Annotated in this window: 20 protein-coding genes and 1 pseudogene; 12 read left to right on the forward strand and 9 right to left on the reverse strand. The window is 71.4% G+C overall.

Translation table 11 applies throughout. From position 1 onward, the window contains the following. Positions 1-60: 60 nt before the first annotated feature. Entirely contained in the window at positions 61-2,280 is a 2,220-nt protein-coding gene (locus tag ACFUO4_RS12185; RefSeq protein ID WP_383483067.1) for a heavy metal translocating P-type ATPase, read from the reverse strand. A gap of 24 nt (positions 2,281-2,304) precedes the next feature. Continuing rightward, positions 2,305-2,538, reverse strand: coding sequence for a heavy-metal-associated domain-containing protein (locus tag ACFUO4_RS12190; protein WP_079311357.1), 234 nt, complete (start codon positions 2,536-2,538; stop codon positions 2,305-2,307). Positions 2,539-2,708: 170 nt separating this feature from the next. Between ACFUO4_RS12190 and ACFUO4_RS12195 the strand changes: the two genes are divergently transcribed. Together ACFUO4_RS12195 and ACFUO4_RS12200 are read left to right on the forward strand one after the other, a co-directional pair. Further along, positions 2,709-3,908 carry a cation:proton antiporter gene (locus ACFUO4_RS12195; RefSeq protein WP_383483070.1) on the forward strand — a complete coding sequence of 400 codons (1,200 nt, stop codon included), beginning with the start codon at positions 2,709-2,711 and terminating at the stop codon, positions 3,906-3,908. Between the two features lie 46 nt (positions 3,909-3,954). Continuing rightward, positions 3,955-4,998 (forward strand): zinc-dependent alcohol dehydrogenase family protein, encoded by a 1,044-nt coding sequence (locus ACFUO4_RS12200; protein WP_383483073.1) that lies wholly within the window; start codon positions 3,955-3,957, stop codon positions 4,996-4,998. Positions 4,999-5,020: 22 nt separating this feature from the next. Here the strand turns inward: ACFUO4_RS12200 and ACFUO4_RS12205 are convergent. From ACFUO4_RS12205 to ACFUO4_RS12220, 4 genes and pseudogenes are all read right to left on the reverse strand, one after another. Then, positions 5,021-5,422, reverse strand: a pseudogene (locus tag ACFUO4_RS12205) (GNAT family N-acetyltransferase); the annotation flags it as partial. A gap of 27 nt (positions 5,423-5,449) precedes the next feature. Continuing rightward, positions 5,450-5,650, reverse strand: a complete 201-nt coding sequence (locus ACFUO4_RS12210) for an AlpA family transcriptional regulator (protein WP_059191908.1) — start codon at positions 5,648-5,650, stop codon at positions 5,450-5,452. A gap of 374 nt (positions 5,651-6,024) precedes the next feature. Beyond that, positions 6,025-6,858, reverse strand: a complete 834-nt coding sequence (locus ACFUO4_RS12215; protein ID WP_383485625.1) for a helix-turn-helix domain-containing protein — start codon at positions 6,856-6,858, stop codon at positions 6,025-6,027. Between the two features lie 161 nt (positions 6,859-7,019). After that, the gene (locus tag ACFUO4_RS12220; RefSeq protein WP_079311376.1) at positions 7,020-7,937 is read right to left on the reverse strand and encodes a sugar phosphate isomerase/epimerase; all 918 of its coding nucleotides are present in this window, start codon (positions 7,935-7,937) and stop codon (positions 7,020-7,022) included. 161 nt (positions 7,938-8,098) lie between these two features. Between ACFUO4_RS12220 and iolC the strand changes: the two genes are divergently transcribed. From iolC to mmsA, 5 genes are read left to right on the forward strand one after another with little or no spacing between them, the layout of a single operon-like run. Then, positions 8,099-9,154 carry a 5-dehydro-2-deoxygluconokinase gene (gene iolC, locus ACFUO4_RS12225; RefSeq protein WP_383483078.1) on the forward strand — a complete coding sequence of 352 codons (1,056 nt, stop codon included), beginning with the start codon at positions 8,099-8,101 and terminating at the stop codon, positions 9,152-9,154. After that, complete coding sequence (locus ACFUO4_RS12230; protein WP_383483081.1) at positions 9,151-10,035, forward strand: deoxyribose-phosphate aldolase; 885 nt, start codon at positions 9,151-9,153, stop codon at positions 10,033-10,035. Before iolC ends, ACFUO4_RS12230 begins: the two co-directional genes overlap by 4 nt. A 7-nt stretch (positions 10,036-10,042) precedes the next feature. Then, positions 10,043-10,855, forward strand: a complete 813-nt coding sequence (iolB, locus tag ACFUO4_RS12235; RefSeq protein ID WP_383483084.1) for a 5-deoxy-glucuronate isomerase — start codon at positions 10,043-10,045, stop codon at positions 10,853-10,855. Continuing rightward, entirely contained in the window at positions 10,852-12,738 is a 1,887-nt protein-coding gene (iolD, locus tag ACFUO4_RS12240) for a 3D-(3,5/4)-trihydroxycyclohexane-1,2-dione acylhydrolase (decyclizing) (RefSeq protein ID WP_383483087.1), read from the forward strand. Before iolB ends, iolD begins: the two co-directional genes overlap by 4 nt. Positions 12,739-12,752: 14 nt before the next feature. Then, a complete protein-coding gene (mmsA, locus tag ACFUO4_RS12245) occupies positions 12,753-14,255 on the forward strand; it encodes a CoA-acylating methylmalonate-semialdehyde dehydrogenase (RefSeq protein WP_079311364.1) in 1,503 nt (500 codons plus the stop codon). A gap of 49 nt (positions 14,256-14,304) precedes the next feature. Here mmsA and ACFUO4_RS12250 read toward each other — a convergent pair whose 3' ends face one another. Then, positions 14,305-15,135 (reverse strand): hypothetical protein, encoded by an 831-nt coding sequence (locus tag ACFUO4_RS12250; protein WP_383483091.1) that lies wholly within the window; start codon positions 15,133-15,135, stop codon positions 14,305-14,307. Between the two features lie 288 nt (positions 15,136-15,423). Here ACFUO4_RS12250 and ACFUO4_RS12255 point away from each other — a divergent pair, with 288 nt between their 5' ends. Next, positions 15,424-16,827, forward strand: coding sequence for an APC family permease (locus ACFUO4_RS12255; RefSeq protein ID WP_079311366.1), 1,404 nt, complete (start codon positions 15,424-15,426; stop codon positions 16,825-16,827). On the opposite strand, the gene ACFUO4_RS12260 is transcribed toward ACFUO4_RS12255, so the two are convergent. Next, on the reverse strand, positions 16,824-18,203 hold the full coding sequence (locus tag ACFUO4_RS12260) for a condensation domain-containing protein (protein ID WP_383483095.1): 1,380 nt from the start codon (positions 18,201-18,203) through the stop codon (positions 16,824-16,826). The two genes, ACFUO4_RS12255 and ACFUO4_RS12260, sit on opposite strands and share 4 nt — an antisense overlap. 224 nt (positions 18,204-18,427) lie before the next feature. On the opposite strand from ACFUO4_RS12260, the gene ACFUO4_RS12265 reads away from it, so the two are divergent. The 4 genes from ACFUO4_RS12265 (at position 18,428) to ACFUO4_RS12280 (ending at position 25,686) form a co-directional block, all read left to right on the forward strand. Next, entirely contained in the window at positions 18,428-21,148 is a 2,721-nt protein-coding gene (locus ACFUO4_RS12265) for a CocE/NonD family hydrolase (protein WP_383483098.1), read from the forward strand. Further along, positions 21,145-21,999 (forward strand): ABC transporter permease, encoded by an 855-nt coding sequence (locus tag ACFUO4_RS12270; protein WP_383483101.1) that lies wholly within the window; start codon positions 21,145-21,147, stop codon positions 21,997-21,999. Before ACFUO4_RS12265 ends, ACFUO4_RS12270 begins: the two co-directional genes overlap by 4 nt. A gap of 147 nt (positions 22,000-22,146) precedes the next feature. Beyond that, a complete protein-coding gene (locus ACFUO4_RS12275; protein ID WP_383483104.1) occupies positions 22,147-23,667 on the forward strand; it encodes a von Willebrand factor type A domain-containing protein in 1,521 nt (506 codons plus the stop codon). A 93-nt stretch (positions 23,668-23,760) separates the two neighbouring features. Then, positions 23,761-25,686, forward strand: a complete 1,926-nt coding sequence (locus ACFUO4_RS12280; protein ID WP_383483107.1) for an AMP-dependent synthetase/ligase — start codon at positions 23,761-23,763, stop codon at positions 25,684-25,686. A gap of 67 nt (positions 25,687-25,753) precedes the next feature. Here ACFUO4_RS12280 and ACFUO4_RS12285 read toward each other — a convergent pair whose 3' ends face one another. Further along, positions 25,754-26,149 carry a rodlin gene (locus ACFUO4_RS12285; RefSeq protein WP_079311377.1) on the reverse strand — a complete coding sequence of 132 codons (396 nt, stop codon included), beginning with the start codon at positions 26,147-26,149 and terminating at the stop codon, positions 25,754-25,756. Positions 26,150-26,188: the final 39 nt, after the last annotated feature.

The following is a 26,188-nucleotide window of genomic DNA, read 5'->3' on the forward strand; positions in this document are numbered from 1 at the left end:
GATGCGCGAGCCTTGTGAAGAGCTTATGTGAGCCTCGCGCCGGACTCCAGAGGGTCCCGCCTAACGGAATGACCGCAATCGCAGGCTGTTCGTCACGACGAACACCGAGGAGAACGCCATCGCGGCGCCCGCGATCATCGGGTTCAGCAGTCCCGCGGCGGCCAGCGGCAGCGCCGCCACGTTGTAGCCGAACGCCCACACCAGGTTCCCCTTGATCGTGGCCAGCGTCCGCCGCGACAGCCGGATGGCGTCCGCGGCCACCCGCAGATCCCCGCGCACCAGCGTCAGATCCCCCGCCTCGATCGCCGCGTCCGTGCCGGTCCCCATCGCGAGCCCCAGGTCGGCCGCGGCGAGCGCGGCGGCGTCGTTGACCCCGTCGCCGACCATGGCGACGACCCGTCCCTCGCCCTGCAACCGCCGTACGGCGTCGACCTTGTCCTCGGGCAGCACCTCGGCCACGACCCGCGTGATCCCGACCCGCTCGGCCACGGCCTGGGCGACCGTCCGGTTGTCCCCGGTCAGCAGCACCGGCGTGAGCCCGAGCGCCCGCAGCTCCCGTACCGCCTCGGCGCTGGTCTCCTTCACCGCGTCCGCGACGGCCACGACACCGCGCGCCACCCCGTCCCAGCCGACCACGACGGCCGTACGACCGCCCCTCTCGGCCTCGTCCTTGGCGCGGGCCACCTCCTCCGGCAACGTCTCGAAGAGGCGCCCCACGGCCACGTCATGGCCCTCCACGCGCCCGCGCACACCCCGCCCGGGGACGTTCACGAACCCCTCGACCGCCGGTAGCGGCCCCACCCGCTCCTCGGCCCCGGCGGCGACCGCCCGGGCGACGGGATGCTCGGAGGCGTGCTCCACGGCGCCCGCGAGCCGCAGCACCCGCTTCTCGTCGGTGCCCCGGACGGCGTACACCTCCTGGAGGGTCATCCGGCCGGTGGTGACCGTTCCCGTCTTGTCGAGGACGACGGTGTCGACGCGGCGCGTGTGCTCCAGCACCTCGGGGCCCTTGATGAGGATGCCGAGCTGGGCGCCGCGGCCCGTGCCGACCATCAGGGCGGTCGGGGTGGCCAGGCCCAGCGCGCACGGGCAGGCGATGATCAGGACGGCGACGGCCGCGGTGAACGCGGCGGCCAGGTCACCGGTCGCGCCGAGCCATCCGCCGAAGGTGGCGACGGCGATCGCGATGACCGCCGGCACGAAGACGGCCGAGATCCGGTCGGCGAGCCGCTGCACCTCGGCCTTGCCGTTCTGCGCCTCCTCGACCAGCTTCGCCATCCGCGCGAGCTGCGTGTCCGCGCCCACGCGCGTGGCCTCGACGACGAGACGCCCGCCGGCGTTCACGGTCGCGCCCGCGACCGCGTCCCCGACCGTCACGTCCACCGGCACCGACTCGCCGGTCAGCATGGCCGCGTCCACGGCGGAGGCGCCCTCGACGACGGTGCCGTCGGTGGCGATCTTCTCGCCGGGGCGGACGACGAAACGGTCCCCGACCTCGAGGCGGTCGACCGGGACGCGGATCTCGCGGCCGTCCCGCAGGACCGTCACGTCCTTCGCGCCCAGCTCCATCAGGGCCCGCAGGGCCGCGCCCGCCCGGCGCTTGGAGCGGGCCTCCAGGTAACGGCCGAGCAGAAGGAACGTCGTGACGCCCGCGGCCACTTCGAGGTAGATCGTGGCGGCGCTGTCCGTCCGGGAGACGGTGAACGTGAACGCGTCCTTCATGCCCGCCATGCCCGCGTCCCCGAAGAACAGCGCCCACAGCGACCAGCCGTACGCGGCCAGCGTGCCCAGCGAGACGAGGGTGTCCATGGTGGCCGCGCCGTGCCGCAGGTTGGTCCAGGCGGCCCGGTGGAAGGGCAGCCCGCCCCAGACGACGACGGGGGAGGCGAGGGTGAGGGCCAGCCACTGCCAGTCGTCGAACTGGAGGGCCGGGATCATCGACAGCAGGACGACGGGCACGGCGAGGAACGCGGAGACGACGAGCCGCTGCCGCAGCGACGCCGGCTCCGGGTCCTCGTGCGGAGCGGGCTCGGCCGCCGGGGGCGCGGGCTCCTCGGCCGTGTACCCCGTCTTCACCACCGTCGCGATGAGATCCGCGACCTCGACCCCCTCGGCGTAGGTGACCTTCGCCTTCTCCGTCGCGTAGTTGACGGTGGCGGTCACGCCGTCCATCCGATTGAGCTTCTTCTCCACGCGGGCGGCGCAGGAGGCGCAGGTCATGCCGCCGATGAGGAGTTCGACCTCGCCGGGCGGAGCTATCGGGGCGGTGGTGCCGGACATGGCGGGTACTCCGGGAGGTGGCGGTCAGGCCTTGCCGACGAGCTCGAAGCCGGCCTCGTCGACCGCCGCGCGCACGGCTTCGTCGTCGAGTTCGGCGGCGGAGACGACGGTGACCTCGCCGGTGGAGGCGACGGCCTTCACGGAGCTGACGCCGGGGAGCTCGGAGATCTCGCCGGAGACCGAGCCCTCGCAGTGGCCGCAGCTCATGCCGCTCACCTTGTAGACGGTGGTGACCTGGGTGTCGCTCTGGGCGGTCATCTCGTTCTCCTCTTCGAGGCGTGTGGGTGCTACGGGACCCGCGGTGGCGTCCACGTACCCCACACTATACCCCTAGGGGGTATTTCTCCAAGAAGGTCTCGCCCCGGCCGGTGCCCGCACCCAGGGCGGCCCGAACGGTGATTTACCGGACTTCATGGTAGATACCGATCATGTCGCAGGCCGGGACGCTCATCCTGATCATGTCCATCGCGGTGCTGGCACCCCTGCTGGCCTACGGGATCAGCCGCCGGCTGCCAGTGCCGCTCGTCATCTTCGAGATCCTGCTGGGCATCCTGGCCGGCCCGGACGTCCTGGGCTGGGCGGGCGACGGGCCGGTCATCGACACCCTGTCCGACCTCGGACTGGCGATGCTGATCTTCCTCGCCGGGTACGAGATCGAGTTCGACAAGGTCCGCGGCGCCACCCTGAAACGCTCGCTGTGGGCCTGGCTGACCGCGCTCGTCGTGGGCCTGGTGCTCGCCTCCACCCTCACCGGACTGTCCAAGGGCGTCTACATCGGTACCGCCCTGACCAGCACCGCCCTCGGCACGGTCCTGCCGGTGCTGCGGGACGCGGGTGACCTGCACACCCGGTTCGGCTCGGTGATGGCGACGTTCGGCGCGGTCGGCGAGTTCGGGCCGATCATCGCCATCGCGCTGCTGCTGAGCGGCCGTTCGCCGGGCCGGTCGACGGCCGTGCTGGCAGCGTTCGCGCTGCTGACGGCCGCCGCGGTGTGGTGGGCGATGCGCCCGCGCCCGCACTGGTTCCCCCGGGTCATCGCCAGAACCCTGCACAGCAGCGGCCAGTTCGCCGTACGCCTCGTCGTACTGCTCCTCGCGGTGATGCTCGGCATCTCCGAGGCGCTCGGCCTCGACACCCTGCTCGGCGCGTTCGCCGCCGGGATGCTCACCCGGCTGCTGCTGCACGGGGCGGCACCCGAGAGCGCGGGGCCGGTCCTGGAGAAGGTCGAGGCGATGGGGTTCGGCTTCCTGGTGCCGGTGTTCTACGTCGTCACCGGCATGGAGTTCGACCTGGACGCGCTGCTGTCCGGCGGCCGGGCGCTGCTGCTCCTGCCGGTCTTCCTGCTGCTGTTCCTGCTGGTCCGCGGCATGCCGGTGTACGCGCTGGCCCCGCCGGATCTCGTACGACGGGACCGGCGCGCCCTGACCCTGTTCGCGTCCACCGCGCTGCCGCTGGTCGTCGCCATCACCACGATCGGGGTCGACGACGGGGTCCTGGAGACGGAGGAGGCGGCGGCGCTGGTCGGTGCCGCGATGCTGTCGGTGCTGCTGTTCCCGCTGGCGGGACTGCGGCTGCGCGGCGAGAAGCGGGTGATCGAGGAGCCGCTCGGGGGTTCGGAGTCGTGGTGAGACCGGTCAGGATGGGGGCCGGATCTTCACGGCGATGGGAGCGCACATGCGGGCAGTGGTGTTCGAGCGGTACGGCGAGCCGGCCGAGGTGCGGGAGGTGCCCGACCCGGAACCGGCCCCCCACGGCGTCGTCGTCCGCGTGGCGGCCACCGGTCTGTGCCGCAGCGACTGGCACGGCTGGCAGGGCCACGACCCCGACATCACGCTCCCGCACGTGCCCGGCCATGAACTCGCCGGCGTCGTCGAGACGGTCGGCGACCGGGTCACCGGCTGGCGCCCCGGCGACCGCGTCACCGTCCCCTTCGTGTGCGCCTGCGGAAGCTGCGCCGCCTGCGCGGCCGGCGACCACCAGATCTGCGAGCGGCAGACCCAGCCCGGCTTCACCCACTGGGGTTCCTTCGCGCAGTACGTGGCGCTGGACCACGCCGACGTGAACCTGGTGGCCGTCCCGGAGGACCTCTCCTTCGCCACCGCCGCCTCCCTCGGCTGCCGGTTCGCCACCGCGTTCCGGGCGGTGGTGCAGCAGGGGCGGGTCGCGGCGGGGGAGTGGGTCGCGGTGCACGGCTGCGGCGGGGTGGGCCTGTCGGCGGTGATGATCGCGGCGGCTTCCGGCGCGCGGGTGGTCGCGGTGGACGTGTCGCCCCAAGCGCTGGAGCTGGCGGGGAAGTTCGGGGCGGTGGAGGGCGTGAACGCCGCGGTGACCGCGGACACCGCGGCGGCGGTACGCGAACTGACCGGCGGCGGCGCCCACCTGTCGCTGGACGCGCTGGGCTCGCCGGTCACCTGCGCGGCCTCCGTCAACTCCCTGCGCCGCCGCGGCCGGCATCTCCAGGTCGGCCTGCTGCCCTCGGCGGACGGCACCACCCCGGTCCCGATGGCCCGCGCGATCGCCCTGGAACTGGAGATCCTGGGCAGCCACGGCATGGCCGCGCACACCTATCCGGGGATGCTGGAGCTGGTGCGGGCGGGGGTGCTGCGGCCGGATCTCCTGGTGACGTCCACGATCGACCTGGCCGCGGCACCGGCCGCGCTGGCGTCGATGGGCACGGCACCCGGCGCCGGGGTGACGGTCATCGAGCCGTGGAGTTGAGAACGAGTGAGGGACCGGTCGTTCAAGGTGCCGCGGTGTCGAGGGACGCCCACTCCTTCTCCAACACGCCCATGATCACCCAGTCCACCCACCGCCCGTCCCGCAGATCGGCTTCCCGCCGGACGCCCTCCCGCACGAACCCGGCCTTCTCGTAGGCGCGCAGGGCCCGGGCGTTGTGGCCGTAGACCTCCAACTGGACGCGATGCAGACCGAGTTCCGTGAAGCCGTACCCGACGATCAGCCGGGTCGCCTCGGTGCCGAGGCCGCGGTCACGGCCCCGGGGCCCGAGCAGCGTGCGGAACGTACAGCCGCGCGCCGGCTCGTCCCACTCGTACAGCACCACCTCGCCGACGAGTTCGCCGTTGGCGCGGTCGGTGACGGCGAGATCGAGACGGTCGGGCTGGGCGGAGCGTGAGCCGTACCAGGGCAACCGTGTTTCCGCGCAGGCCGCTCAGTCCTCTCGTCTGCCGCGGTTACCGGGCCGGGCGGCGACCCACGCCCGCACGGTGTCCGCGTACCAGAAGGGCTTGCCGCCCTCCACATGGTCGGGTGGCGGCAGCAGCCCGTGCTTGCGGTACGACCGCACGGTGTCCGGCTGCACCTTGATGTGCGCCGCGATCTCCTTGTACGACCAGAGCCTTCGGTCGGTCATGAGGTGCACCTCCCTGCGCGCGCCGCGGCGGCGGCCGGGAACGGCCGTCGGGGGTACCGGGCGCTGCGCTGGCGTCACAAAGCCTGTGCCCCGTGAACGACAGAGAGTGAGGGCGGGTCAGGCCCTGTGCACGGCGTGTGACGCAAGACCCGCGTAGACGCGACATGTGTGACACACAAGGAGCGTTCGTGACACGAGTGCAGCAAAGGCGCACGCGGGCGCGTGGGCGCGGCGCGTTGACAGGCCGCGCGGGAGGGCCCCACAGGTGGAGCCGGACCCGCTGCGCCGGGCCCGGCTCCACCAGCTCCCCCGGGAGCCACAGACTGCATTCAGCCAACTCCGGGGGTCTTGGAAAAATCCGCACTCGGCGTCGATCAGCGGGCGTCGAGCACCAGACTCGTCGCCTCGCCGCTGATCCGGTCACCACCGGGCACACCGCCCGCCCCGCCTCGCGCGAGCGTGAACTCCCGCGGCGTGCACCCGGTCATCGCCTTGAACTCGCCGCTGAGATGGGCCTGGTCGTAGAACCCGCACAGCGCGGCGGTCTCCGCCTGCGCCCGCCCCGCGGCCAGCAGCCGCCGCGCCCGCTGCAACCGCAGCACCCGCGCCGCGGCCTTGGGCCCCAGCCCGATCTGCTCCCGGAACCGGCTCTCCAGCTGCCGCACGCTCCAGCCGACGTCCTCGGCGAGCCGCGGCACGGGGATCGCCCCGCCCGTCCGTACCAGCTCCGTCCACGCCCGCACCACCCGAGCAGACGCAGCCGTACCGCTCTCCGCCCACCGCGCCAACACATCGTCCAGCAGCCCGAACCGGGCCTCCCAGGAGGGCAAGGCGCCGAGTGCGGCGGCGAGTTCACCGACCCTGCCCGGCAGCACATGCGGCAACTCATCAGGATCGACAGTCCGGTTGACGAGCTCGTACTGCGGCGTCCCGAACAGCGAGAAGGCGGCCCAGGGAACGAGCAGCACCTCGATCCCGGAAAGCCGCCCGTCGTGCTCGCCGATGGCGGGAGTGGTCGTGGGCCCGCAGTACACGGACACCAACGTGTCCGGCGCCCGTCCCTCCCGCGTGATCGTCACCGCCTCCCCGAACCCCAACAGCAGGGTGGCCGCCCCGATAGGCGCCTCCAGTCGCCGCCGAGGCCGATCAAGCGCCAGCCGGACCCCGCGATACGAGATGACCCCGGGTCGGAGTCGGGCATGAGGCAGCGAGAGGGCGACTTCCCAGGCCCCCCAGGGTCCGTGTCCCGACCGAACACTTGTCACAGAGCCATCGTGCAACGCCCCCAGGGGCGCGGGGAACTGCGCGACAAGCCACGACGAACCCGCACCCGCCGTCTCACAGCTCCCGGCACCCCATCGGGCGCCCGTCAAGCCCCGCAGCTCCTCAAAAACGCCCGAGTCCGCTGAGCAATGGCCAACGGCTTGTCCGGGTCGCACGGATACATGTCCTGCTCCACGATCGCGAACAGATCCACGTCCAAGGCCTGCGCAGCCTCCAGCACCGGCCCCAACGCCGGCACCCCGGAAGGCGGTTCACACATCACACCCTGCGCGACGGCCGGCCCGAACGGCGTCCCCTTGGCCCGCACATCGGCGAGGATCTCGGGGTCGACCTGCTTCAGATGCAGGTACCCGATCCGGGACCCGTACGTCTCGATGAGCTTCACGCTGTCGCCACCGCAGTACGCATAGTGCCCCGTGTCGAGGCACAGCGACACCAGCGACGAGTCCGTCCCGTCGAGGAAGCGGACGACGTTCTCCTCGCTGTCGATGTGCGTGTCGGCGTGCGGGTGGACGACGATCTGCAGCCCGTACTCCTCCCGCACCCGCTGGCCGAGCCGCTCGGTCAGGGAGGTCAGGTTCCGCCACTGCTCGGGCGTCAGCGTGTCCGGCTCCAGCACCTCACCGGTCTTGTCGTCCCGCCAGAAGGACGGGATGACGACGAGGTGCCTGGCGCCCATGGCCTGCGCCAGCACCGCGTTGTCGGCGACGTGCGCCCAGGTCTTCTCCCAGACGGACTCGCCGTGGTGCAGCCCGGTGAAGACCGTGCCGGCCGACACCTTCAGCCCGCGCCGGCCCACCTCCTCGGTGAGCACCGCGGGATCGGTCGGCAGATACCCGTAAGGGCCAAGCTCGATCCACTCGTAGCCGGAGTCGGCGACCTCGTCGAGGAAGCGCTGCCAGGGGACCTGCTGAGGGTCGTCGGGGAACCACACACCCCAGGAGTCGGGAGCCGACCCGATCCGGATGCGGGACAGTGAGGAAGAGGGTGACAACGACGTCATGCCGGTCAGCTTCCGCGTGAGCAGCAAGCGCTGTCAAGGGCTGGTCCGAATGTCTGGACAAAACATTGACAGGGCTCCTCGTCGGGGGCTACAAAGCCGTGGAGAGCCGATACGAAGTCCGGGGCGAGACGTGAGGGTCCGACCGGCATGAAGGGAACTCGATGGCGTACGACCTGATCACCATGGGGCGGATCGGAGTGGACCTCTATCCGCTGCAGACGGGCGTCCCGCTGCCGCAGGTGTCGTCCTTCGGCAAGTTCCTCGGCGGCTCGGCGACGAACGTCGCGGTCGCCGCGGCCCGTCTGGGACGGCGGACCGCGGTGATCACCCGGACCGGCGACGACCCCTTCGGCACCTACCTCCACGAGGCCCTGAGGGGCTTCCGCGTGGACGACCGCTGGGTCACCCCGGTCCCGGGCCTGCCGACCCCGGTCACGTTCTGCGAGATCTTCCCGCCGGACGACTTCCCGCTGTACTTCTACCGGCAGCCCAAGGCACCCGACCTGGAGATCGACGCCCACGAGCTCGACCTCGACGCCATCCGCGAGGCCCGCGTCTTCTGGGTCACCGGCACCGGTCTGAGCGAGGAGCCCAGCCGTACGGCGACGCTCGCGGCCCTCGCCCACCGGGCCAAGGCGGGGACGACGGTCTTCGACCTGGACTGGCGGCCGATGTTCTGGAAGGACCCGGACGCGGCCCGCCCCTTCTACGCCGAGGCCCTCAAGCACACCACCGTCGCCGTCGGGAACCTCGACGAGGTCGAGGTCGCCACGGGCGTGCGCGAGCCCCGCGCCGCCGCCGAGGCGCTCCTCGACGCCGGCGTCGAGCTCGCCGTCGTCAAGCAGGGCCCCAAGGGCGTGCTCGCGGTCGACCGGAACGGCACCTCCGCCGAGGTCCCGCCGCTCCCGGTGGACGTCCTCAACGGGCTCGGCGCCGGTGACGCCTTCGGCGGCTCCCTGTGCCACGGCCTCCTCGAAGGCTGGGACCTGGAGAAGATCATGCGGCACGCCAACGCGGCCGGCGCGATCGTCGCCTCCCGCCTGGAGTGCAGCTCCGCCATGCCGACACCGGCCGAGATCGAGGCGGCGATCACCGCGGGAGCCGTACGGCCGAGCAGCGCGGCGGCGGCCACCCCGACCACCACGACCACCGCGGAGGCCGCCACCTCGACCACCGCGGAGGCCGCCGCCCCGACCACCGCGGAGGCCGCCCGGTGAGCACCGTCGACATCGCCGAACTCGTCCGTCTGCGCACCCGCCACCCCGAGGCGATCGCCGAGGCCGCCGCCCGGCGCGCGAGGCGTCCGCTGCTCGGCGACACCGACCGGCTCATGATCGTCGCCGCCGATCACCCCGCCCGGGGCGCACTGGGCGTCGGCGGCAATCCGAAGGCCATGGCCAACCGCGCCGACCTGCTGGAACGCCTCTGCCTCGCGCTCTCCCGCCCCGGCGTCGACGGCGTCCTCGCGACCGCCGACATCCTCGACGACCTGCTGCTGCTCGGCGCCCTCGACGGCAAGGTCGTCATGGGCTCGATGAACCGCGGCGGCCTCCAGGGCGCCCGCTTCGAACTCGACGACCGCTTCACCGGCCACCGCGCCGAGGACATCGAGCGGCTCGGCTTCGACGCGGGCAAACTGCTCCTGCGCATCGACTACGACGACCCCGGCTCCCTCACCACCATGGAGTCCACCGCGCGGGCCATCGACGACATGGCGGCACGCCGACTGCCCGTCTTCGTCGAGCCGTTCATCAGCTTCCGCACGGCCGAGGGCAAGGTGCGGAACGACCTCTCCGCCGAGGCCGTCACCAGGTCCATCGCCATCGCCTCGGGCCTGGGCGGCAGTTCGGCCTACACCTGGCTGAAGGTGCCGGTCACCGAGAACCCCGATGACATGGCCGAGGTCATGGCCACCTCCACGCTGCCCGCCGTGCTCCTTGGCGGCGAGGTCGGCGAGGACCAGGACGGGGCGTACGAGAAGTGGCGGGGTGCCCTTCAACTCCCCACCGTGCGCGGCCTCGTGGTCGGACGCTCACTGCTCTACCCGGCGGACGGGGACGTCGCCGCCGCCGTCGACACCGCCGTAGGACTCCTGTGAGGGCCGCATGAGTAACGATCTTCACATCCCCAAGGGTTCCTCCACCAGCGCCCTGTACACAGTGGACATCGATCCGAAGCGGGCCGGCTGGACGTACTGCAGTCTGCGGATCGTCGCGCTGGAGCCGGGTGGCACGCACACCTTCACCACCGGTGACAGCGAGTGGATCGTGCTTCCGCTGGAAGGCGGATGTACCGTGCAAACGGAAGAAAAAGAGTTCCAACTCCTGGGCAGGGAAAGCGTGTTCGCGTCGGTCTCCGACTTCGCGTACGTGCCCCGTGACGCCCGGGCAACGATCGCCTCCGGCGCGGGAGGCCGCTTCGCCCTGGCAGGAGCGAAGTGCGAGCGACGACTCCCCGCCCGCTACGGCCCCGCGCCGGAGGTCCCCACCGAGGAACGCGGCAGCGGCAACCGGCTGCGCCACGTCCGCAACTTCGCCTCCGCCGACGCCTTCGACTGCGACAAGCTGATCGCCGTCGAGGTCATCACCCCCGGCGGCAACTGGTCCTCGTACCCGCCGCACAAGCACGACGAGCACCGGCCGGGTGAGGAAGCGGAGTTGGAGGAGATCTACTACTTCGAGATCGACGGCCCGAACGGTTTCGGCTATCAGCGCGTATCCCCTTCCCGTGAGGGCGGATCGGACGTCCTCGCGGAGGTCCGCTCCGGTGACGCCGTCCTCGTCCCCGACGGATGGCACGGCCCGTCGATCGCCCAGCCCGAGCACGCCATGTACTACCTGAACGTCATGGCGGGCCCGGGTGAGACGCGGGAGTGGCGGATCTGCTTCCACCCGGACCACACGGAGGGTTACCGATGACTCCGACCACGACCCGGCTGACCGTCGCCCAGGCGCTCGTCCGCTTCCTCGCCGCCCAGTACACCGAACGCGACGGCATCCGGCAGCGGCTGATCTCCGCGACCTGGGGCATCTTCGGCCACGGCAACGTGGCCGGGCTCGGCCAGGCGCTCGTCGAGTACGGCGACGAGATGCCCTTCCACCAAGGCCGCAACGAGCAGTCCATGGTGCACGCGGCCGTCGGCTACGCCCGCCAGTCCAACCGCCTGTCCACGCACGCCGTCACGACCTCCATCGGCCCCGGCGCCACCAACCTGGTCACCGGCGCCGCCCTCGCCACGATCAACCACCTGCCGGTCCTGCTGCTGCCCGGCGACATCTTCGCCACCCGCCCCGCCGACCCGGTCCTCCAGCAGCTGGAGGTCCCCTACGCGGGCGACCTCAGCGTCAACGACTGCCTGCGCCCGGTGTCGAGGTACTTCGACCGCGTCACCCGCCCCGAGGCCCTGATCCTGGCCGCCCTCCAGGCGATGCGGGTCCTCACCGACCCGGTGGAGACGGGCGCGGTCACCCTCGCCCTCCCGCAGGACGTCCAGGCCGAGGCGTACGACTGGCCCGAGGAGTTCTTCGCCGAGCGCACCTGGGTCGTACGACGTCCGGGCGCCGACCCGACCGAACTCGCCGAGGCCATCACGGCGATCAGGTCGGCCCGCAGGCCGCTGGTCATCGCCGGCGGCGGCGTCCACCACAGCCGCGCCGAGGAGGCCCTCGCCGAGTTCGCCGAGGCCACCGGCGTCCCCGTCGCCTCCACCCAGGCCGGCAAGGGCTCGCTGCGCTGGGACCACCCCCAGGACGTCGGCGCGGTCGGCCACACCGGCACCGCCACCGCCAACGAACTCGCCCGCCAGGCCGACCTGGTGATCGGCGTCGGCACCCGCTACACCGACTTCACCACCGCCTCCGGGACGCTCTTCGAGACGCCCGGCGTCCGCTTCCTCAACCTCAACATCGCGCCCTTCGACGGCCACAAGCTCTCCGGCCGGCCGCTGGTCGCGGACGCCCGCAGCGGCCTCGCGGAGCTCACCGAGGCCCTCGGGATGCACGGCCACCGGGTCGCCGACGCGTACGTCACCGAGTACACCGAGGACAAGCAGCGCTGGGAGCACCGCGTCGACGCCTGCTACGAGGCCGACGAGATAGACGTGCGCCCCACCCAGCCCCAGGTCCTCGGCGCCCTGGACGCCCTCGTCGACGAGAGCGACATCATCATCAACGCGGCCGGCTCGCTCCCCGGCGACCTGCACAAACTGTGGCGGGCCCGGTCCCGGGACCAGTACCACCTGGAGTACGGCTACTCCTGCATGGGGTACGAGATCCCGGCCGCGATCGGCGTGAAGATGGCCGCCCCCGACCGCAACGTCTGGGCGCTCGTCGGCGACGGCACCTACCTGATGATGCCGACCGAGATCGTCACCGCCGTCCAGGAGGGCGTCGCGATCAAGATGCTGCTCGTGCAGAACCACGGGTACGCCTCGATCGGCGGCCTGTCCGAGTCGGTGGGCGGCGAGCGGTTCGGCACCGCGTACCGGTACCAGTCGGACGACGGAACCTACACCGGGGCGCCGCTCCCGGTGGACCTGGCCGCCAACGCGGCCAGCCTGGGGATGCGCGTGCTGCGCGCGAAGACCGTGGGTGACCTGCGCGAGGCTCTCGCCCAGGCACGCGCGGCGGACACTCCCACTTGTGTCTACGTCGAGACCGAAACGGCAGACACAGTGTCGGGCGCGCCTCCGGCGCAAGCCTGGTGGGATGTACCTGTGGCCGAGACCGCGACCCGACCGTCCGCGGTGAAGGCACGAGAGCTGTACGACCGGCACGTCTCTACCCGACGCCGCCATCTGTGAAGGAGCAACTGGGCATGACGAAGATCGTCAACCACTGGATCGGCGGCAAGACCGTCGAAGGCGCGTCGGGCAACTACGGGCCGGTCACCGACCCGGCGACCGGCGCGGTCACCACGAAGGTCGCGTTCGCGTCGGTCGACGAGGTCGACGCCGCGGTCCAGGCCGCCAAGGACGCGTATCTGTCCTGGGGCCAGTCCTCGCTGGCCAAGCGCACGGAGATCCTCTTCAAGTTCCGTGCGCTGCTGGACGCCAACCGCGACGCGATCGCCGAGCTGATCACCGCCGAGCACGGCAAGGTGCACTCCGACGCGCTCGGTGAGGTGGCCCGCGGCCTGGAGATCGTGGACCTGGCCTGCGGCATCAACGTGCAGCTGAAGGGCGAGCTGTCGACGCAGGTCGCCAGCCGCGTCGACGTGGCCGCGATCCGCCAGCCGCTCGGCGTCGTCGCCGGCATCACGCCGTTCAACTTCCCGGCGATGGTCCCGATGTGGATGTTCCCGATCGCCATCGCGACCGGCAACACCTTCGTGCTGAAGCCGTCGGAGAAGGACCCGTCGGCGTCGATCAAGATCGCCGAGCTGCTGGCCGAGGCCGGTCTGCCCGACGGCGTCTTCAACGTCGTCCACGGCGACAAGGTGGCCGTCGACCGCCTCCTGGAGCACCCGGACGTCAAGGCCGTCTCCTTCGTCGGCTCGACCCCGATCGCCCGCTACATCCACACCACGGCCTCGGCGAACGGCAAGCGCGTCCAGGCCCTGGGCGGCGCTAAGAACCACATGCTGGTCCTCCCGGACGCCGACCTCGACGCGGCGGCGGACGCGGCCGTGAGCGCCGCCTACGGCTCCGCGGGCGAGCGCTGCATGGCGATCTCCGCGGTCGTGGCGGTCGGCTCGATCGGTGACGCGCTGGTCGACAAGATCCGCGAGCGCGCCGAGAAGATCAAGATCGGCCCCGGCAACGACCCGACCTCCGAGATGGGCCCGCTCATCACCAAGGTCCACCGCGACAAGGTGGCCTCCTACGTCACCGGCGCCGCGGCCGAGGGCTGCGAGGTCGTCCTCGACGGCACCGGCTACACGGTCGAGGGCTACGAGGACGGCCACTGGATCGGCATCTCGCTCCTCGACAAGGTGCCGACCACGGCGAAGGCCTACCAGGACGAGATCTTCGGCCCGGTCCTGACCGTGCTGCGCGTCGACACGTACGACGAGGGCATCGCCCTCATCAACGCCTCGCCGTTCGGCAACGGCACCGCGATCTTCACCCGGGACGGCGGCGCCGCCCGCCGCTTCCAGCTGGAGGTCGAGGCCGGCATGGTCGGCGTGAACGTCCCGATCCCGGTCCCCGTGGGCTACCACAGCTTCGGCGGCTGGAAGGACTCGCTCTTCGGCGACCACCACATCTACGGCAACGACGGCACCCACTTCTACACCCGCGGCAAGGTCATCACGACCCGCTGGCCGGACCCGGCCGACGGCCCCTCGGGCGTGGACCTGGGCTTCCCGCGCAACCACTGAGTGACGTCGGAGCCCGGGCACCTCATCGGGTGCCCGGGCTCGGTCATGCCTACGACTGCTGACTGTCCTTGAGCATCTGGGTCATGTCGGCGGTCTGCGCGGCCGGCGGGGCCTTGATCGCGGCCGTGGTACCGAACCCCTTGAAGTCCATGGTGACCTTGATCCTGCCCATGACCTGCTTCAGCCGGACCGGCAGATCCTTCTCGCCCAGCCAGACGTCCATGGTGACGGAGCTGACGCTGCCGGTCATGTCGTTCAGCAGCGTGCCCTCTTTGTTGGCGTTCTGGAGCACGCCCATGCGCGAGGCGTCGATCACGGCCCGGTAATGGGTCGCCTTCTGGCCGTTCACGCTCTCCGTGCCCAGGTCCTCGACGTCCTTCGCGTACTTGAGGCTCTTCAGGGACTGCGTCGGGTTGGAGCCTCCGCCGTTGCTCAACGACGCCATCCCGCTCTCGCCGACCAGGGCGGAGGCGTCGACGGACATCCACTCCTTGCCCTTGAGCGGCCCGGAGACCTGCGGGTCGACGTCGTAGTAGTAGACGCCGTCGACGAACAGGGCGCGGATCGTCGGGTCGTCCTGCACCGTCTGCATCTGCGAGGCGGCGGTGTCCATCTCGACGTCGTACGCCAGCCCGTCGCCCCACGAGTAGGTGCCGTCCATGGCGATCGGCGTGCCGGTGCCCAGGTCGGTCGTCATCTTCACCTCGGCCGAACCGAGCTTCTCGGTCCGGTCGGTGGCGCGGCTGAGCGCCGCCATGATCGCGTCGGTCTTGTCGACGGCGTCGGCCGCCTGTCTGACGGAGTCCGCGCCGCATGCCGACGTGGCCACCAGCGCCGCCGCCGTGAACCCCACCCAGGCAGCCGTGTGCTTCACCTTCATCTGTCCCCACCCCGCTGTGAAATCTGTGCGTCCACTGTGACGGGTGATGCTAGCGGGAGCCACTGACTTGTTCGGATTCCGGACACCCTGACGTTTTTTTGACGCCCGAGCTGCGAATGTCGTACGGCTGCAAGATGCGGAATTACCTGACTCGAATTGACGTAAAGACGAGTCACGGTGGCTTCGATCTACGGATTCCGTAGGCAAACACCTATTGACGTGCTGGTTTCGTCGGGGTTCGATGCAGCGCAATCCACTGCACCCGCCGACGTCGATGGGAACCGCCGTATGACCGACACGCTCCGCCCTGTCGACACCGCCGCCCTCCCCGAGGCGCCGGAGGCCGGCACCCGGAAGCTCAAGCGTTCCATCGGGGTCGTCGGCGGCACCCTCCTCACGCTCTCCTGCGTGACACCCGCCTCCACGCTCTTCGTGGTCGTCCCCGACCTCTTCGGCTCCCTCGGCACCGCGACCGCCCTCACGATCGCGATCGGCTCCCTCCTCTGTATCGCCGTGGCGTTCTGCTACTCCGAGCTCGGCACCCTCATCCCGAGCGCGGGCGGCGAGTACGCGATGGTCTCGACGATGGCGGGCCGCCTCGCGGGCTGGCTCGTCTTCGTGCTGTCCCTCCTGGTCGTGATGATCGTCCCGCCGGTGATCGCGATGGGCACCGCGGACTACCTGGCCCCTGTGATCCACCTGGACCCGTCCCTCGCGGGCGCCGGCGTGATGCTCCTGGCCACCCTCGCCGGCCTCCTCGACCTGCGCGCCAACGCCTGGATCACCGGCGTCTTCCTGGTCCTGGAGGTCATCGCGGCGGCGGTCGTCGCGGTGCTGGGCTTCGCCCACGCCGAGCGCGGCGCCGGCAGCCTGGTGTCGATGCAGGTGGCCGGGTCGCACGGCGGCACGGACACGGTGACGGCCATGCTGGTCGTCTCCGGCCTGGCGATCGCCCTGTTCGTCACCCAGGGCTTCTCGACGGCCGTCTACCTCTCCGAGGAACTGGAGAACCCGCGCCGCAACGTCGCCCGTACGGTGCTGGCCACCCTCGCCATCTCCTCGGTGATCATCCTGGTGCCGGTGGTCGCGATCACCCTGGGCGCGAGCGACCTGTCGGAGCTGACCGGCGGCGACATCAGCGCCATGGTCACGGCCTGGTCCAACTCGGCGGTCGGCACCTTCGTCAGCCTCTGCGTGGCCCTCGCGATCATCAACGCGGGCATCGTCATGGTCATCCAGAACTCCCGCGTCCTGTTCGCCTCGGCCCGCGACAAGGCCTGGCCGCAGCCGGTCAATGACGTCTTCTCCAGGCTCGGCCGCTTCGGCTCCCCCTGGGTCGCCACCCTCGCCGTCGGCATCCCCGGCGCCGCCCTGTGCTTCGTCAACCTGGACACCCTGTACGGCGTGACCGGCGTCTCGGTGACCGGCATGTACCTCCTGGTCGCGGTGGCCGCCCTCCTGGCCCGCAGGGGCGCCCACCGGCACACCCCGGCCTGGCGGATGCCCCTGTGGCCCGCGATGCCGGTCCTGCTGATCGGAGTGCTGGCCTACATCCTCAGCGAGCAGGAGACGCAGTACCTGCTGTGGACGGGCGGCATCACGGCGGCGGCCACGCTCTACTGGGCCCTGTACCTCCGCCCGCGTCGGGACACCCGCTGGCTGGTGGAGATCCCCGAGGACGAACGCGCCTAGGACGGGCCCGGGCCGTCCGTCGCCGCCATCAGCGCCCGCAGCCTCTCCACGTACAGCCGCATGTTCTTGTGGGCGACGTCCGTGTCCGGGTACCGGCAGGCGAACCACACCCCGTCGGGCAGCCGGTTCAGCCACACGCACACCTGGTCCCCGTACGACACCCGGATCAGTCCGTACGCCGACAGCGCGTCCCACCGCTCGGCCCCCGGCAGGGCTCGCGCGTCGGTGAACGACACGATGGAGTACAGGTCCGGCGAGGTGGGCCGGAAGTCGGTGCCCAGCAGGCGCAGCACCCGGGCGAGCGGCATCCGGGACAGCGGCCGGGCGGCCTGCAACTGCGCGCGGACGGCGGGCAGCGCGCTGCGGAAGTCCGCGGGCACCGGCACCTCGATCGGTGCCCCGCCGACGTACCAGCCCACCGAGTCGGACCACTGGGACTTCACCCGGGTGTGGAAGGGCACCACCGTCCGGTAGACGGAGGCACCCCCGAGCTCCCCGGCGATCAGCGCGGTGGCCGCCAGCACCCCGACCAGGCTGCCGCCGTACGGCCGGCAGTACGCCTCGAAGGCGGCCGCCTCCCCGGGGCCCACGAGCATCTCGCACATCATCTTCTGCTCGGGCAGCGGACCACCCGGCTCCACCCCCAGGTCCAGGGGGAACGTCGGCAGCGTCCCGTCGCACCGCCGGATGAACTCCCGCCAGCGCCCCACGGTCTCGTGGTCCTCGTCGATCCGGTCGGCGTCGGCCCGCTCGATCCGGCAGAAGTCGATGTAGCTGCTGACCGGCGCCTCGTCGGTCATGCCACGGCCCGCGTACAGCTCGTGGATCTCCGAGGGGATCCGATAGATCGAGTACGCGTCGACGTTGCTGTGGTCGAACGCCATGTACACGCTTGTCGAGTCGTCCCGGACGACCGCCGCGTACATCAGGTTCGGCCAGCGCAGCGCGTCCGCGGTGACGTCGAAGCGGTCCTGGAGGTGCCGGACCAGAGCGGTCGCGTCCGTGAACTCCCCGGCGTCCTCCCGGTGCAGGGACACGTCCCGGGCGTCCAGCGTGAACCGCCGCAGCGCATCCCCGTCCGGCCGGAACCCGCTGCGCAGCGTCTCGTGCCGCAGCGTCCACGCGCGCAGGGCCGCCTCCAGGGCGCCGAGGTCGACCGGCCCGGGGATGTCGAAGGCGGCACCGAGCCAGGTCGGGACGAAGAGGCCGTCCTCGCGGACCGTGCGGGCGGTCCTGATGTGCGACTCCTGGATGTACGCCGGTGGCCGGGTGTCCTCCGGCAGCCCCCGCGCCGCGGCCACGGTCGCCGGACTGAGCGTCCACTCGACGAGCCGTCCGGGCCGGATGTCGCAGCGCTGGATGTCGGTGATACGCACGAGGGCGTCTCCATTCGCAAAGGGGCGGACCCTCAAGCGAAGACCGCGTCCGCCGCGGACACGCTCGGTTTCCCGGCTTTTCAATGCATCGGGTGGCACCTCGAACACTGTTCCTCGTACTTCGAGCGCGGTATGCGCGAGGACACGTGTACACCCCTGGGAGGTCGGAGGGTTCGGTCTGTGGTCGACAACTCCCCGACAGGTTCAGCCCGTACCGTTGAAGCATGGATCTTCGACTGCGAGGGCTGCTGCGGCGGCCCCGGCGACTGCTGGCCGCCGGGGCCGCCGTCGTCGTGCTCGCGGGGGCCGGTACCTGGACGGCGGTCGCCGACGACGACCCGTCCCCGGTGCGCGCCACCGACCAGGTCATGGCGGTGAACGGCGTCCGCATAGACACCTCGTACTTCGTCTCGAGGGGCTCCGGGCGCCGCCCGGCCGTCCTGCTGGGCCACGGCTTCGGCGGCTCCAAGGCCGACGTGCGCCAACAGGCCGAGGACCTCGCCCGGGACGGCTACGCGGTCCTCACCTGGTCGGCGAGAGGCTTCGGCCGGTCGACCGGCAAGATCGGGCTGAACGACCCCGAGGGCGAGGTCGCCGACGTCTCGAAGCTCATCGACTGGCTGGCGCGGCAGCCCCAGGTCCAGCTCGACAAGAAGGGCGACCCGCGCGTGGGCATGGCGGGCGCCTCCTACGGCGGAGCCATCGCCCTGCTGACCGCGGGCCACGACGCCCGCGTCGACGCCATCGCCCCCGCGATCACCTACTGGAACCTCTCGGACGCCCTGTTCCCGAACGGCGTGTTCAAGAAGCTCTGGGCCGGCGTCTTCGTGAACACGGGCGGCGGCTGCGCCCGGTTCGAACCGCAGATCTGCGCGATGTACGACCGGGTCGCGGAGTCCGGCACCCCGGACGCCGCCGCCGAGAAGATGCTCACCGAACGCTCCCCCTCCGCGGTCGGCGACAGGATCAAGGTCCCCACCCTGCTCCTCCAGGGCCAGACCGACTCCCTCTTCACCCTCGACCAGGCCGACGCCGCCGCGAAGGCGATCAAGGCCAACGGCGCCCCCGTCGACGTCGACTGGATCGCGGGCGGCCACGACGGCGGCGACATGGAGGGCAGCCGCGTCCAGGCCCGCACGGAGTCGTGGTTCGACCGCTACCTCAAGAAGGACTCCGGCGTCGACACCGGCCCCGCCTTCCGCGTGACCCGCACCGGAGGCGTCGACTCCACCGACGGCGCCGCCCAGCTCAGGGGCGCGAGCTCCGACACCTACCCCGGCCTGCACAGCGGCGACCGCACGTTCGCCCTCACCGGCCGCGAGGAACAGCGGGTCACCAACCCGGCCGGCGCCAACCCGCCCGGCGTCTCCGCCCTCCCCGGCCTCGGCAGCGCGGGCGGCCTCGCCCAGCTCTCCTCCCTCGGCGTCGGCGTCTCCCTGGACTTCCCGGGCCAGTACGCCCGGTTCGACTCCGCGCCGGTCACCGACGACCTCCGCATCACCGGCGCCCCGACGGCCACCGTCCACGTGACCTCCACGTCCGACGACGCGGTGCTCTTCGCCAAGCTGTACGACGTCGGCCCCGACGGCACCCGGCAAGTACTGCCCTCCCAGCTGGTGACGCCCCTGCGCGTCGAGGGCGCCAAGTCCGGCAAGGACGTCACCGTCACCCTCCCGGCGATCGACCACAAGATCGAGAACGGCCACCGGCTCCGCCTGGTCCTCGCCTCCACGGACCTCGGCTACGCCTCCCCGGCGGCCCCGGCGACGTACACGGTCTCCCTGAAGGGCGACCTGACGGTCCCGACCGCCCCCGGGGTGCGGACCGCCGCGGCCCCGCTGCCCTCGTGGGTCTGGTGGCTCCCGCTCGCGGGCGCGCTCCTCGCCCTCACCCTCCTCCTCACGGCCCGCCGCCGCACCGCGATGCCCGCCCCGGACCCGGAGCTGGCCGAAGTCCCGCTCCAGATCACGGACTTGAGCAAGAAGTACCCGGGCAGCGACCGCTACAGCGTCCGCGACCTCTCCTTCCGCGTGGAGAAGGGCCAGGTCCTGGGCCTCCTCGGCCCGAACGGCGCCGGCAAGACCACGTCCCTGCGCATGCTGATGGGCCTGATCAAGCCGGACGGCGGCGAGATCCGCGTCTTCGGCCACGCCATCCGCCCGGGGGCCCCGGTCCTCTCCCGGGTCGGCGCCTTCGTCGAGGGCGCGGGCTTCCTGCCGCACCTGTCCGGCCGGGAGAACCTGGAGCTGTACTGGGCGGCGACCGGCCGCCCACCCGGGGACGCCCACCTGGACGAGGCGCTGGAGATCGCCGGCCTCGGCGACGCGCTGGCCCGCGCGGTCCGCACCTACTCCCAGGGCATGCGCCAGCGCCTGGCCATCGCCCAGGCCATGCTCGGCCTCCCGGACCTCCTGATCCTCGACGAACCGACCAACGGCCTCGACCCGCCACAGATCCGCGAGATGCGCGAGGTGATGATCCGCTACGCGGCCGCCGGCCGCACGGTCATAGTCTCCAGCCACCTCCTGGCAGAGGTCGAACAGACCTGCACCCACCTGGTGGTGATGGACCGAGGACAGCTGGTCCAGGCGGGCCCGGTGGCGGAGATCATCGGCGCTGGCGACACGTTGCTGGTGGGCCTGGCGGCAGACATCACGGACCCCCTGCTGGAAAAGGTGGAGGCGCTACCCCAGATCGCTTCGGCAACGAGAACAGAGGGTGGCCTCTTGGTACGCCTCGGATCGACGCCGCCAAGGGGCGCGGGACTGTATCGATCTGCGGCTCCGCCGCGGGGTGCGACCAGCCCCGACGAACCCGCAGCCGAACAACAACCCGCCGCCGCCCTCCTCGTGGACCTGGTCCGCCTAGAGGTACCGGTCGTCTCACTGGGCCCCCATCGCCGCCTGGAGGACGCCTTCCTCACCCTGATCGGAGGCTCAGCATGACCACGCTCACCGAAACCGCCTCCGGCTACCAGCCCCGCCGCACCCTCCCCCTCCGCGTAGAGCTGGTCCGCCAGCTCAAACGCCGCCGCACGATGGTGATGTTCGGCATCCTCGCCGCCCTCCCCTTCGTGCTGCTGATCGCGTTCGCGATCGGGGGCGAGCCCGGCGGCCGCAACAACACCGTCTCCCTGATGGACACGGCGACCGCGTCCGGCGCCAACTTCGCCGCCGTCAACCTGTTCGTGTCCGCGGGCTTCCTGCTGGTCATCCCGGTCGCCCTGTTCTGCGGCGACACGGTCGCGTCGGAGGCCGGCTGGTCCTCCCTGCGCTATCTGCTGGCCGCCCCTGTGCCGAGGGCCCGCCTCCTGTGGTCCAAGCTGGTGGTCGGCCTCGGCCTGAGCCTGGCCGCGATGATCCTGCTGCCGGTCGTGGCGCTGGCCGTGGGCACGGCCGCGTACGGCTGGGGTTCGCTGGAGATCCCGACGGGCGGTGCCCTGTCACCGGGCACCGCGGCCGGACGGCTCGTGATCGTCGTCGCGTTCATCTTCGTGTCCCAACTCGTCACCGCCGGGCTCGCGTTCTGGCTCTCCACCCGCACCGACGCCCCGCTCGGCGCGGTCGGCGGCGCGGTGGGCCTGACGATCGTCGGCAACGTCCTGGACGCGGTGACCGCCCTCGGCGACTGGCGCGACTTCCTGCCCGCGCACTGGCAATTCGCGTGGGCGGACGCCGTCCAGCCCAGCATGGAGTGGTCCGGCATGATCCAGGGCGCCGCGGTCTCGGTAACGTACGCCCTCGTGCTGTTCGCGCTGGCCTTCCGCGGTTTCGCCCGCAAGGACGTGGTCTCCTAGGTCAACGGAAGATCGCATACCGGTCTCAACGGCCCTGCACCGTGCCCTCTTCGAGACCCTTCCGCAACGCTCCGTGACGCACGTTCCGGCCCCCTGGCCCGTCACAGTCACAGAAGTCGACGTCAACGGACCAAGGGGGCACGGAAGATGGAGCGGTATCGAATACGGCGCCTGCGCACGGCGTTGCTCGCGGTGACCGCGGCGGGCGGCCTGCTGCTGACCGGCTGCAGCGGGACGGACGACGGTGGCGGCGACAAAGCGTCGGACAGCTCGGGCAGGGGATACGCCCCCGCACCCGAGGGCGAGCAACAGAGCAGCCCGGACGACTCCCGCGAGGTCGCTCCGTCACCCGACTACCTCTCCACCTTCGCCCTCGACGTCGACACCGCCTCCTACGGCTACGCCCGCCGCACCCTCGCCGACGGCCGGCTGCCCGACCCGTCGACGGTCCGGCCGGAGGAGTTCGTCAACAGCTTCCGCCAGGACTACGACCGCCCCGACGGCAACGGCTTCACGGTCACCGTGGACGGCGCCCGCACCACCGAGGACGACTGGTCCCTGGTCCGCGTGGGCCTTGCCACCCGCGGCGCCGAGGACGCCGGCGACCGCCCGCCCGCCGCGCTCACCTTCGTCATCGACATCTCGGGCTCGATGGGCGAACCGGGCCGCCTGGACCTGGCCAAGGACTCCCTCGACACGATGACGGACCAGCTCCGCGACGACGACTCCGTCGCGATCGTCACCTTCAGCGACGAGGCCGAGCGGGTCCTGCCGATGACCCGTCTCGACGGCCGCCGCGGCGAGGTCCACGACGCGATCGACAGCCTGGAGCCCACCGACTCCACCAACCTCGGCGCGGGCGTCGAGACCGGCTACGAGACCGCCGAGGACGGCCTGCGCGAGGACGCCACCAACCGGGTCGTCCTCATCTCCGACGCCCTCGCCAACACCGGCGACACCGACTCCGAGAGCATCCTCGAACGCATCGCGAGCGAGCGCCGCGAGCACGGCATCACCCTCTTCGGCGTCGGCGTCGGCAGCGACTACGGCGACGAGCTGATGGAGGAGCTCGCCGACAAGGGCGACGGCCACACCGCCTACGTCTCCGACGACGAGGACGCCCGCAAGGTCTTCGTCGAGCAACTCCCGCAGAACATCGACCTGACCGCCCGCGACGCCAAGGCCCAGGTCGCCTTCGACCCCGAGACGGTCCGGGAGTTCCGCCTGGTCGGCTACGACGACCGCAAGGTCGCCGACGACGACTTCCGCGACGACCGCGTCGACGGCGGCGAGGTCGGCCCCGGCCACACCGTCACCGCCCTGTACGCCGTCCGCACCAAGGAGGGCGCCGACGGCCACCTCGCCACGGCGAGCGTCCGCTGGCTCGACCCCGAGACCCGCGATCCCCACGAGGAGTCCGGCCAGTTGGAGACCGATGCGCTGGACACCTCGGTCCACCGCGCGAGCTCCCGCTTCCAAGTCACCACCCTGGCCGCCTACTTCGCCGACACCCTCCGCTCCACCGACGGCAACCGCACCTCCCTGCCGGGCTGCCCCTCCCTGTCCGAACTGAGCGACGAGGCGCGGGACTTGGCACGGACCACGGAGGACGAGGACGTGTCACAACTGGCCGACGCGATCGGCGAGGCCCAGCGCCTCCACGACTGACTCGCACATCAGTCCAGGTGCTGCCGGCCCCATTGACCTTTCCTTACGCGTGAGTAAGTTGACGTCCCAGTCAGCGCCGACCGGGGAGCCGTCATGGGCGTACGCAAGGATCTGAAGCGGGCGAAACAGCGCACCGACCTGGCGAACCGCACCGAGGTCGAGATCGTCAGGGACGACCGGGGGGTGGTCCGCGAGGCCCGCGCCGCCCCCCTCGCGCCGCCCGCCCCGGCCGGCAGCACCGCCGACATCCCCTTCGCCAACGCGGCCGAGGCACCCGGCGCCGTGGTCCTGCGCCGCAAGCGGGGCGACACCTGGCAGCCCGTCACGGCCGCCGCGTTCGCCCACGAAGTCACCGCGGTGGCGAAGGGGTTGATCGCGGCGGGCCTCGAACCGGGCGGCCGGGTCGCGGTGATGTCCCGCACCCGCTACGAGTGGACGGTCCTGGACTTCGCGATCTGGGCCGCGGGCGGCCAGAGCGTCCCGATCTACGCCACCTCCTCGGCGGAACAGGTGGAGTGGATCGTCCGCGACTCGGGCGCCCGCCATGTCATCACCGAGACCGCGGAGAACGCCGACACGGTGGCGACGGGCACCGCCCGCCACCAAGAACCGCCGCACATCTGGCAGTTGGAGCCCCACGGTCTGGCCCCCATCGCGGAACTCGGCCGCGACCTCCCCGACGAGGAGGTCACCAAGCGCCGCACGAGCCTGACCCCCGACACCGTGGCGACCATCTGCTACACCTCCGGCACCACCGGAAAACCCAAGGGCTGCGTCCTCACCCACGCCAACCTGTACGCCGAGGCCGCCAACACCGTCGAGCTGCTGCACCCCATCTTCAAGGAGGTCACCCGCCAGGTCGCCTCGACGCTCCTCTTCCTCCCGCTGGCCCACATCCTCGGCCGCACCCTCCAGATCGCCTGCCTGATGGCCCGTATCGAGATCGGCCACTGCCCGAGCATCAAGCCCGACGAACTCCGGCCCGCCCTCAAGGAGTTCCGCCCCACCTTCCTGGTCGGCGTCCCGTACCTCTTCGAGAAGATCCACGACACCGGCCGCGCCACCGCCGAGAAGATGGGCCGTGCCGCCTCCTTCGACCGCGCCGACCGCATCGCCGTCCGCTTCGGCGAGCGCTACCTGGAGAAGTTCCTCGGCCGCGGCAAGGGCCCGGGCCCCGGCCTCTACGCCGCCTGGGCCCTGTACGACCTGCTGGTCTACCGCCGGGTCCGCAAGGAACTCGGCGGCCGCATGCGCTACGCCATCAGCGGCGGCTCGCCACTCGACCGCGATCTCAACCTGTTCTTCTACGCCGCCGGGATCATCGTCTACGAGGGCTACGGCCTGACCGAGACGAGCGCGGCCGCCACGATCGTCCCGCCCCTGCGCCCCCGCCCGGGCACGGTCGGCGTCCCGGTCCCCGGCACCGCGGTACGCATCGCCGACGACGGCGAGGTGCTGATCAAGGGCGGCATCGTCTTCGGCGCGTACTGGAACAACCCGGCCGCGACCGACGCCGTGCTCCAGGACGACTGGTTCGCCACCGGCGACCTCGGCTCACTCGACGCGGACGGCTACCTCACCATCACCGGCCGCAAGAAGGACATCCTCGTCACCTCCGGCGGCAAGAACGTCTCCCCGGCCGTCCTGGAGGACCGGCTGCGCAGCCGCTCACCAGTCGGCCAGTGCCTCGTCGTCGGCGACAACCGCCCCTTCGTCGCCGCACTGGTCACCCTCGACCCCGAGGCGGTCGCCCACTGGCTGGCCGTCCGCAGACGCCCCGCCGACACCCCGCTGTCCGAACTCGTCCGCGACCCCGCGCTGCGCGCGGCCGTCCAGAAGGCCGTGGACCACGCCAACGAGGCCGTCTCGCGCGCCGAGTCGATCCGAGCCTTCACCCTGGTCGAGGGCGAGTTCACCGAGGACAACGGCCTGCTCACGCCGTCCCTGAAGGTCAAGCGGCACGCGGTCCTCGCGGCGTACGCCGAGGAGATCGAGGCGCTCTACCGCAAGCAGCGGTAGCCCCCGCACAGCCGAACGGCGGGCCACCGGAGGAACCGGTGACCCGCCGTGGCGGGAGATCCGAGGATCAGCCGTTGTGCTGGCCGTTGCCGGAGAGGGCCGAGATGTCGTCCAGGATGTGCGACAGCGGCTCGTCGCCCTTGGCCTGGGTGGAGTTCTCGACACACTGCTGGTTCTGCGGCGCCGACAGGATCGGCACGTCCTGCAGGACACCGACGGCGACAACGCCGAGGAGACCCTGGGCGTTCAGCTTCGCCGGCAGGCCGACACAAGGCTTGTTCAGCGAACCCTGAACCAGCGAGAGCTGCGGGCTCATGTCGCCGAAGGTCGCCGAGTTGCCGAACTCCTGCGAGGCGCCGTTGCCGCTGGCGGACGTGGTGCCGTCGTCACCGATGGCCATGGCGGGGGAGCCGGCGCCGACAACGGTGGCGGCGATAGCCGCGGTTGCCCACAGCTTCTTCATGTTCATTCCCTTCGAGAAGCGGACTCCGGTGAGGAGCTG

The organism is Streptomyces sp. NPDC057280, from assembly GCF_042668605.1.
In the GTDB taxonomy this organism is placed as follows: Bacteria; Actinomycetota; Actinomycetes; order Streptomycetales; family Streptomycetaceae; genus Streptomyces.

Coding starts and splice junctions, on each gene's coding strand:
- ACFUO4_RS12185 (WP_383483067.1), bottom strand. CDS start 2,280: ATGTCCGGCACCACCGCCCCGATAGCTCCGCCCGGCGAGGTCGAACTC.
- ACFUO4_RS12190 (WP_079311357.1), bottom strand. CDS start 2,538: ATGACCGCCCAGAGCGACACCCAGGTCACCACCGTCTACAAGGTGAGC.
- ACFUO4_RS12195 (WP_383483070.1), top strand. CDS start 2,709: ATGTCGCAGGCCGGGACGCTCATCCTGATCATGTCCATCGCGGTGCTG.
- ACFUO4_RS12200 (WP_383483073.1), top strand. CDS start 3,955: ATGCGGGCAGTGGTGTTCGAGCGGTACGGCGAGCCGGCCGAGGTGCGG.
- ACFUO4_RS12210 (WP_059191908.1), bottom strand. CDS start 5,650: ATGACCGACCGAAGGCTCTGGTCGTACAAGGAGATCGCGGCGCACATC.
- ACFUO4_RS12220 (WP_079311376.1), bottom strand. CDS start 7,937: ATGACGTCGTTGTCACCCTCTTCCTCACTGTCCCGCATCCGGATCGGG.
- iolC (WP_383483078.1), top strand. CDS start 8,099: ATGGCGTACGACCTGATCACCATGGGGCGGATCGGAGTGGACCTCTAT.
- iolB (WP_383483084.1), top strand. CDS start 10,043: ATGAGTAACGATCTTCACATCCCCAAGGGTTCCTCCACCAGCGCCCTG.
- iolD (WP_383483087.1), top strand. CDS start 10,852: ATGACTCCGACCACGACCCGGCTGACCGTCGCCCAGGCGCTCGTCCGC.
- mmsA (WP_079311364.1), top strand. CDS start 12,753: ATGACGAAGATCGTCAACCACTGGATCGGCGGCAAGACCGTCGAAGGC.
- ACFUO4_RS12250 (WP_383483091.1), bottom strand. CDS start 15,135: ATGAAGGTGAAGCACACGGCTGCCTGGGTGGGGTTCACGGCGGCGGCG.
- ACFUO4_RS12255 (WP_079311366.1), top strand. CDS start 15,424: ATGACCGACACGCTCCGCCCTGTCGACACCGCCGCCCTCCCCGAGGCG.
- ACFUO4_RS12265 (WP_383483098.1), top strand. CDS start 18,428: ATGGATCTTCGACTGCGAGGGCTGCTGCGGCGGCCCCGGCGACTGCTG.
- ACFUO4_RS12270 (WP_383483101.1), top strand. CDS start 21,145: ATGACCACGCTCACCGAAACCGCCTCCGGCTACCAGCCCCGCCGCACC.
- ACFUO4_RS12275 (WP_383483104.1), top strand. CDS start 22,147: ATGGAGCGGTATCGAATACGGCGCCTGCGCACGGCGTTGCTCGCGGTG.
- ACFUO4_RS12280 (WP_383483107.1), top strand. CDS start 23,761: ATGGGCGTACGCAAGGATCTGAAGCGGGCGAAACAGCGCACCGACCTG.
- ACFUO4_RS12285 (WP_079311377.1), bottom strand. CDS start 26,149: ATGAAGAAGCTGTGGGCAACCGCGGCTATCGCCGCCACCGTTGTCGGC.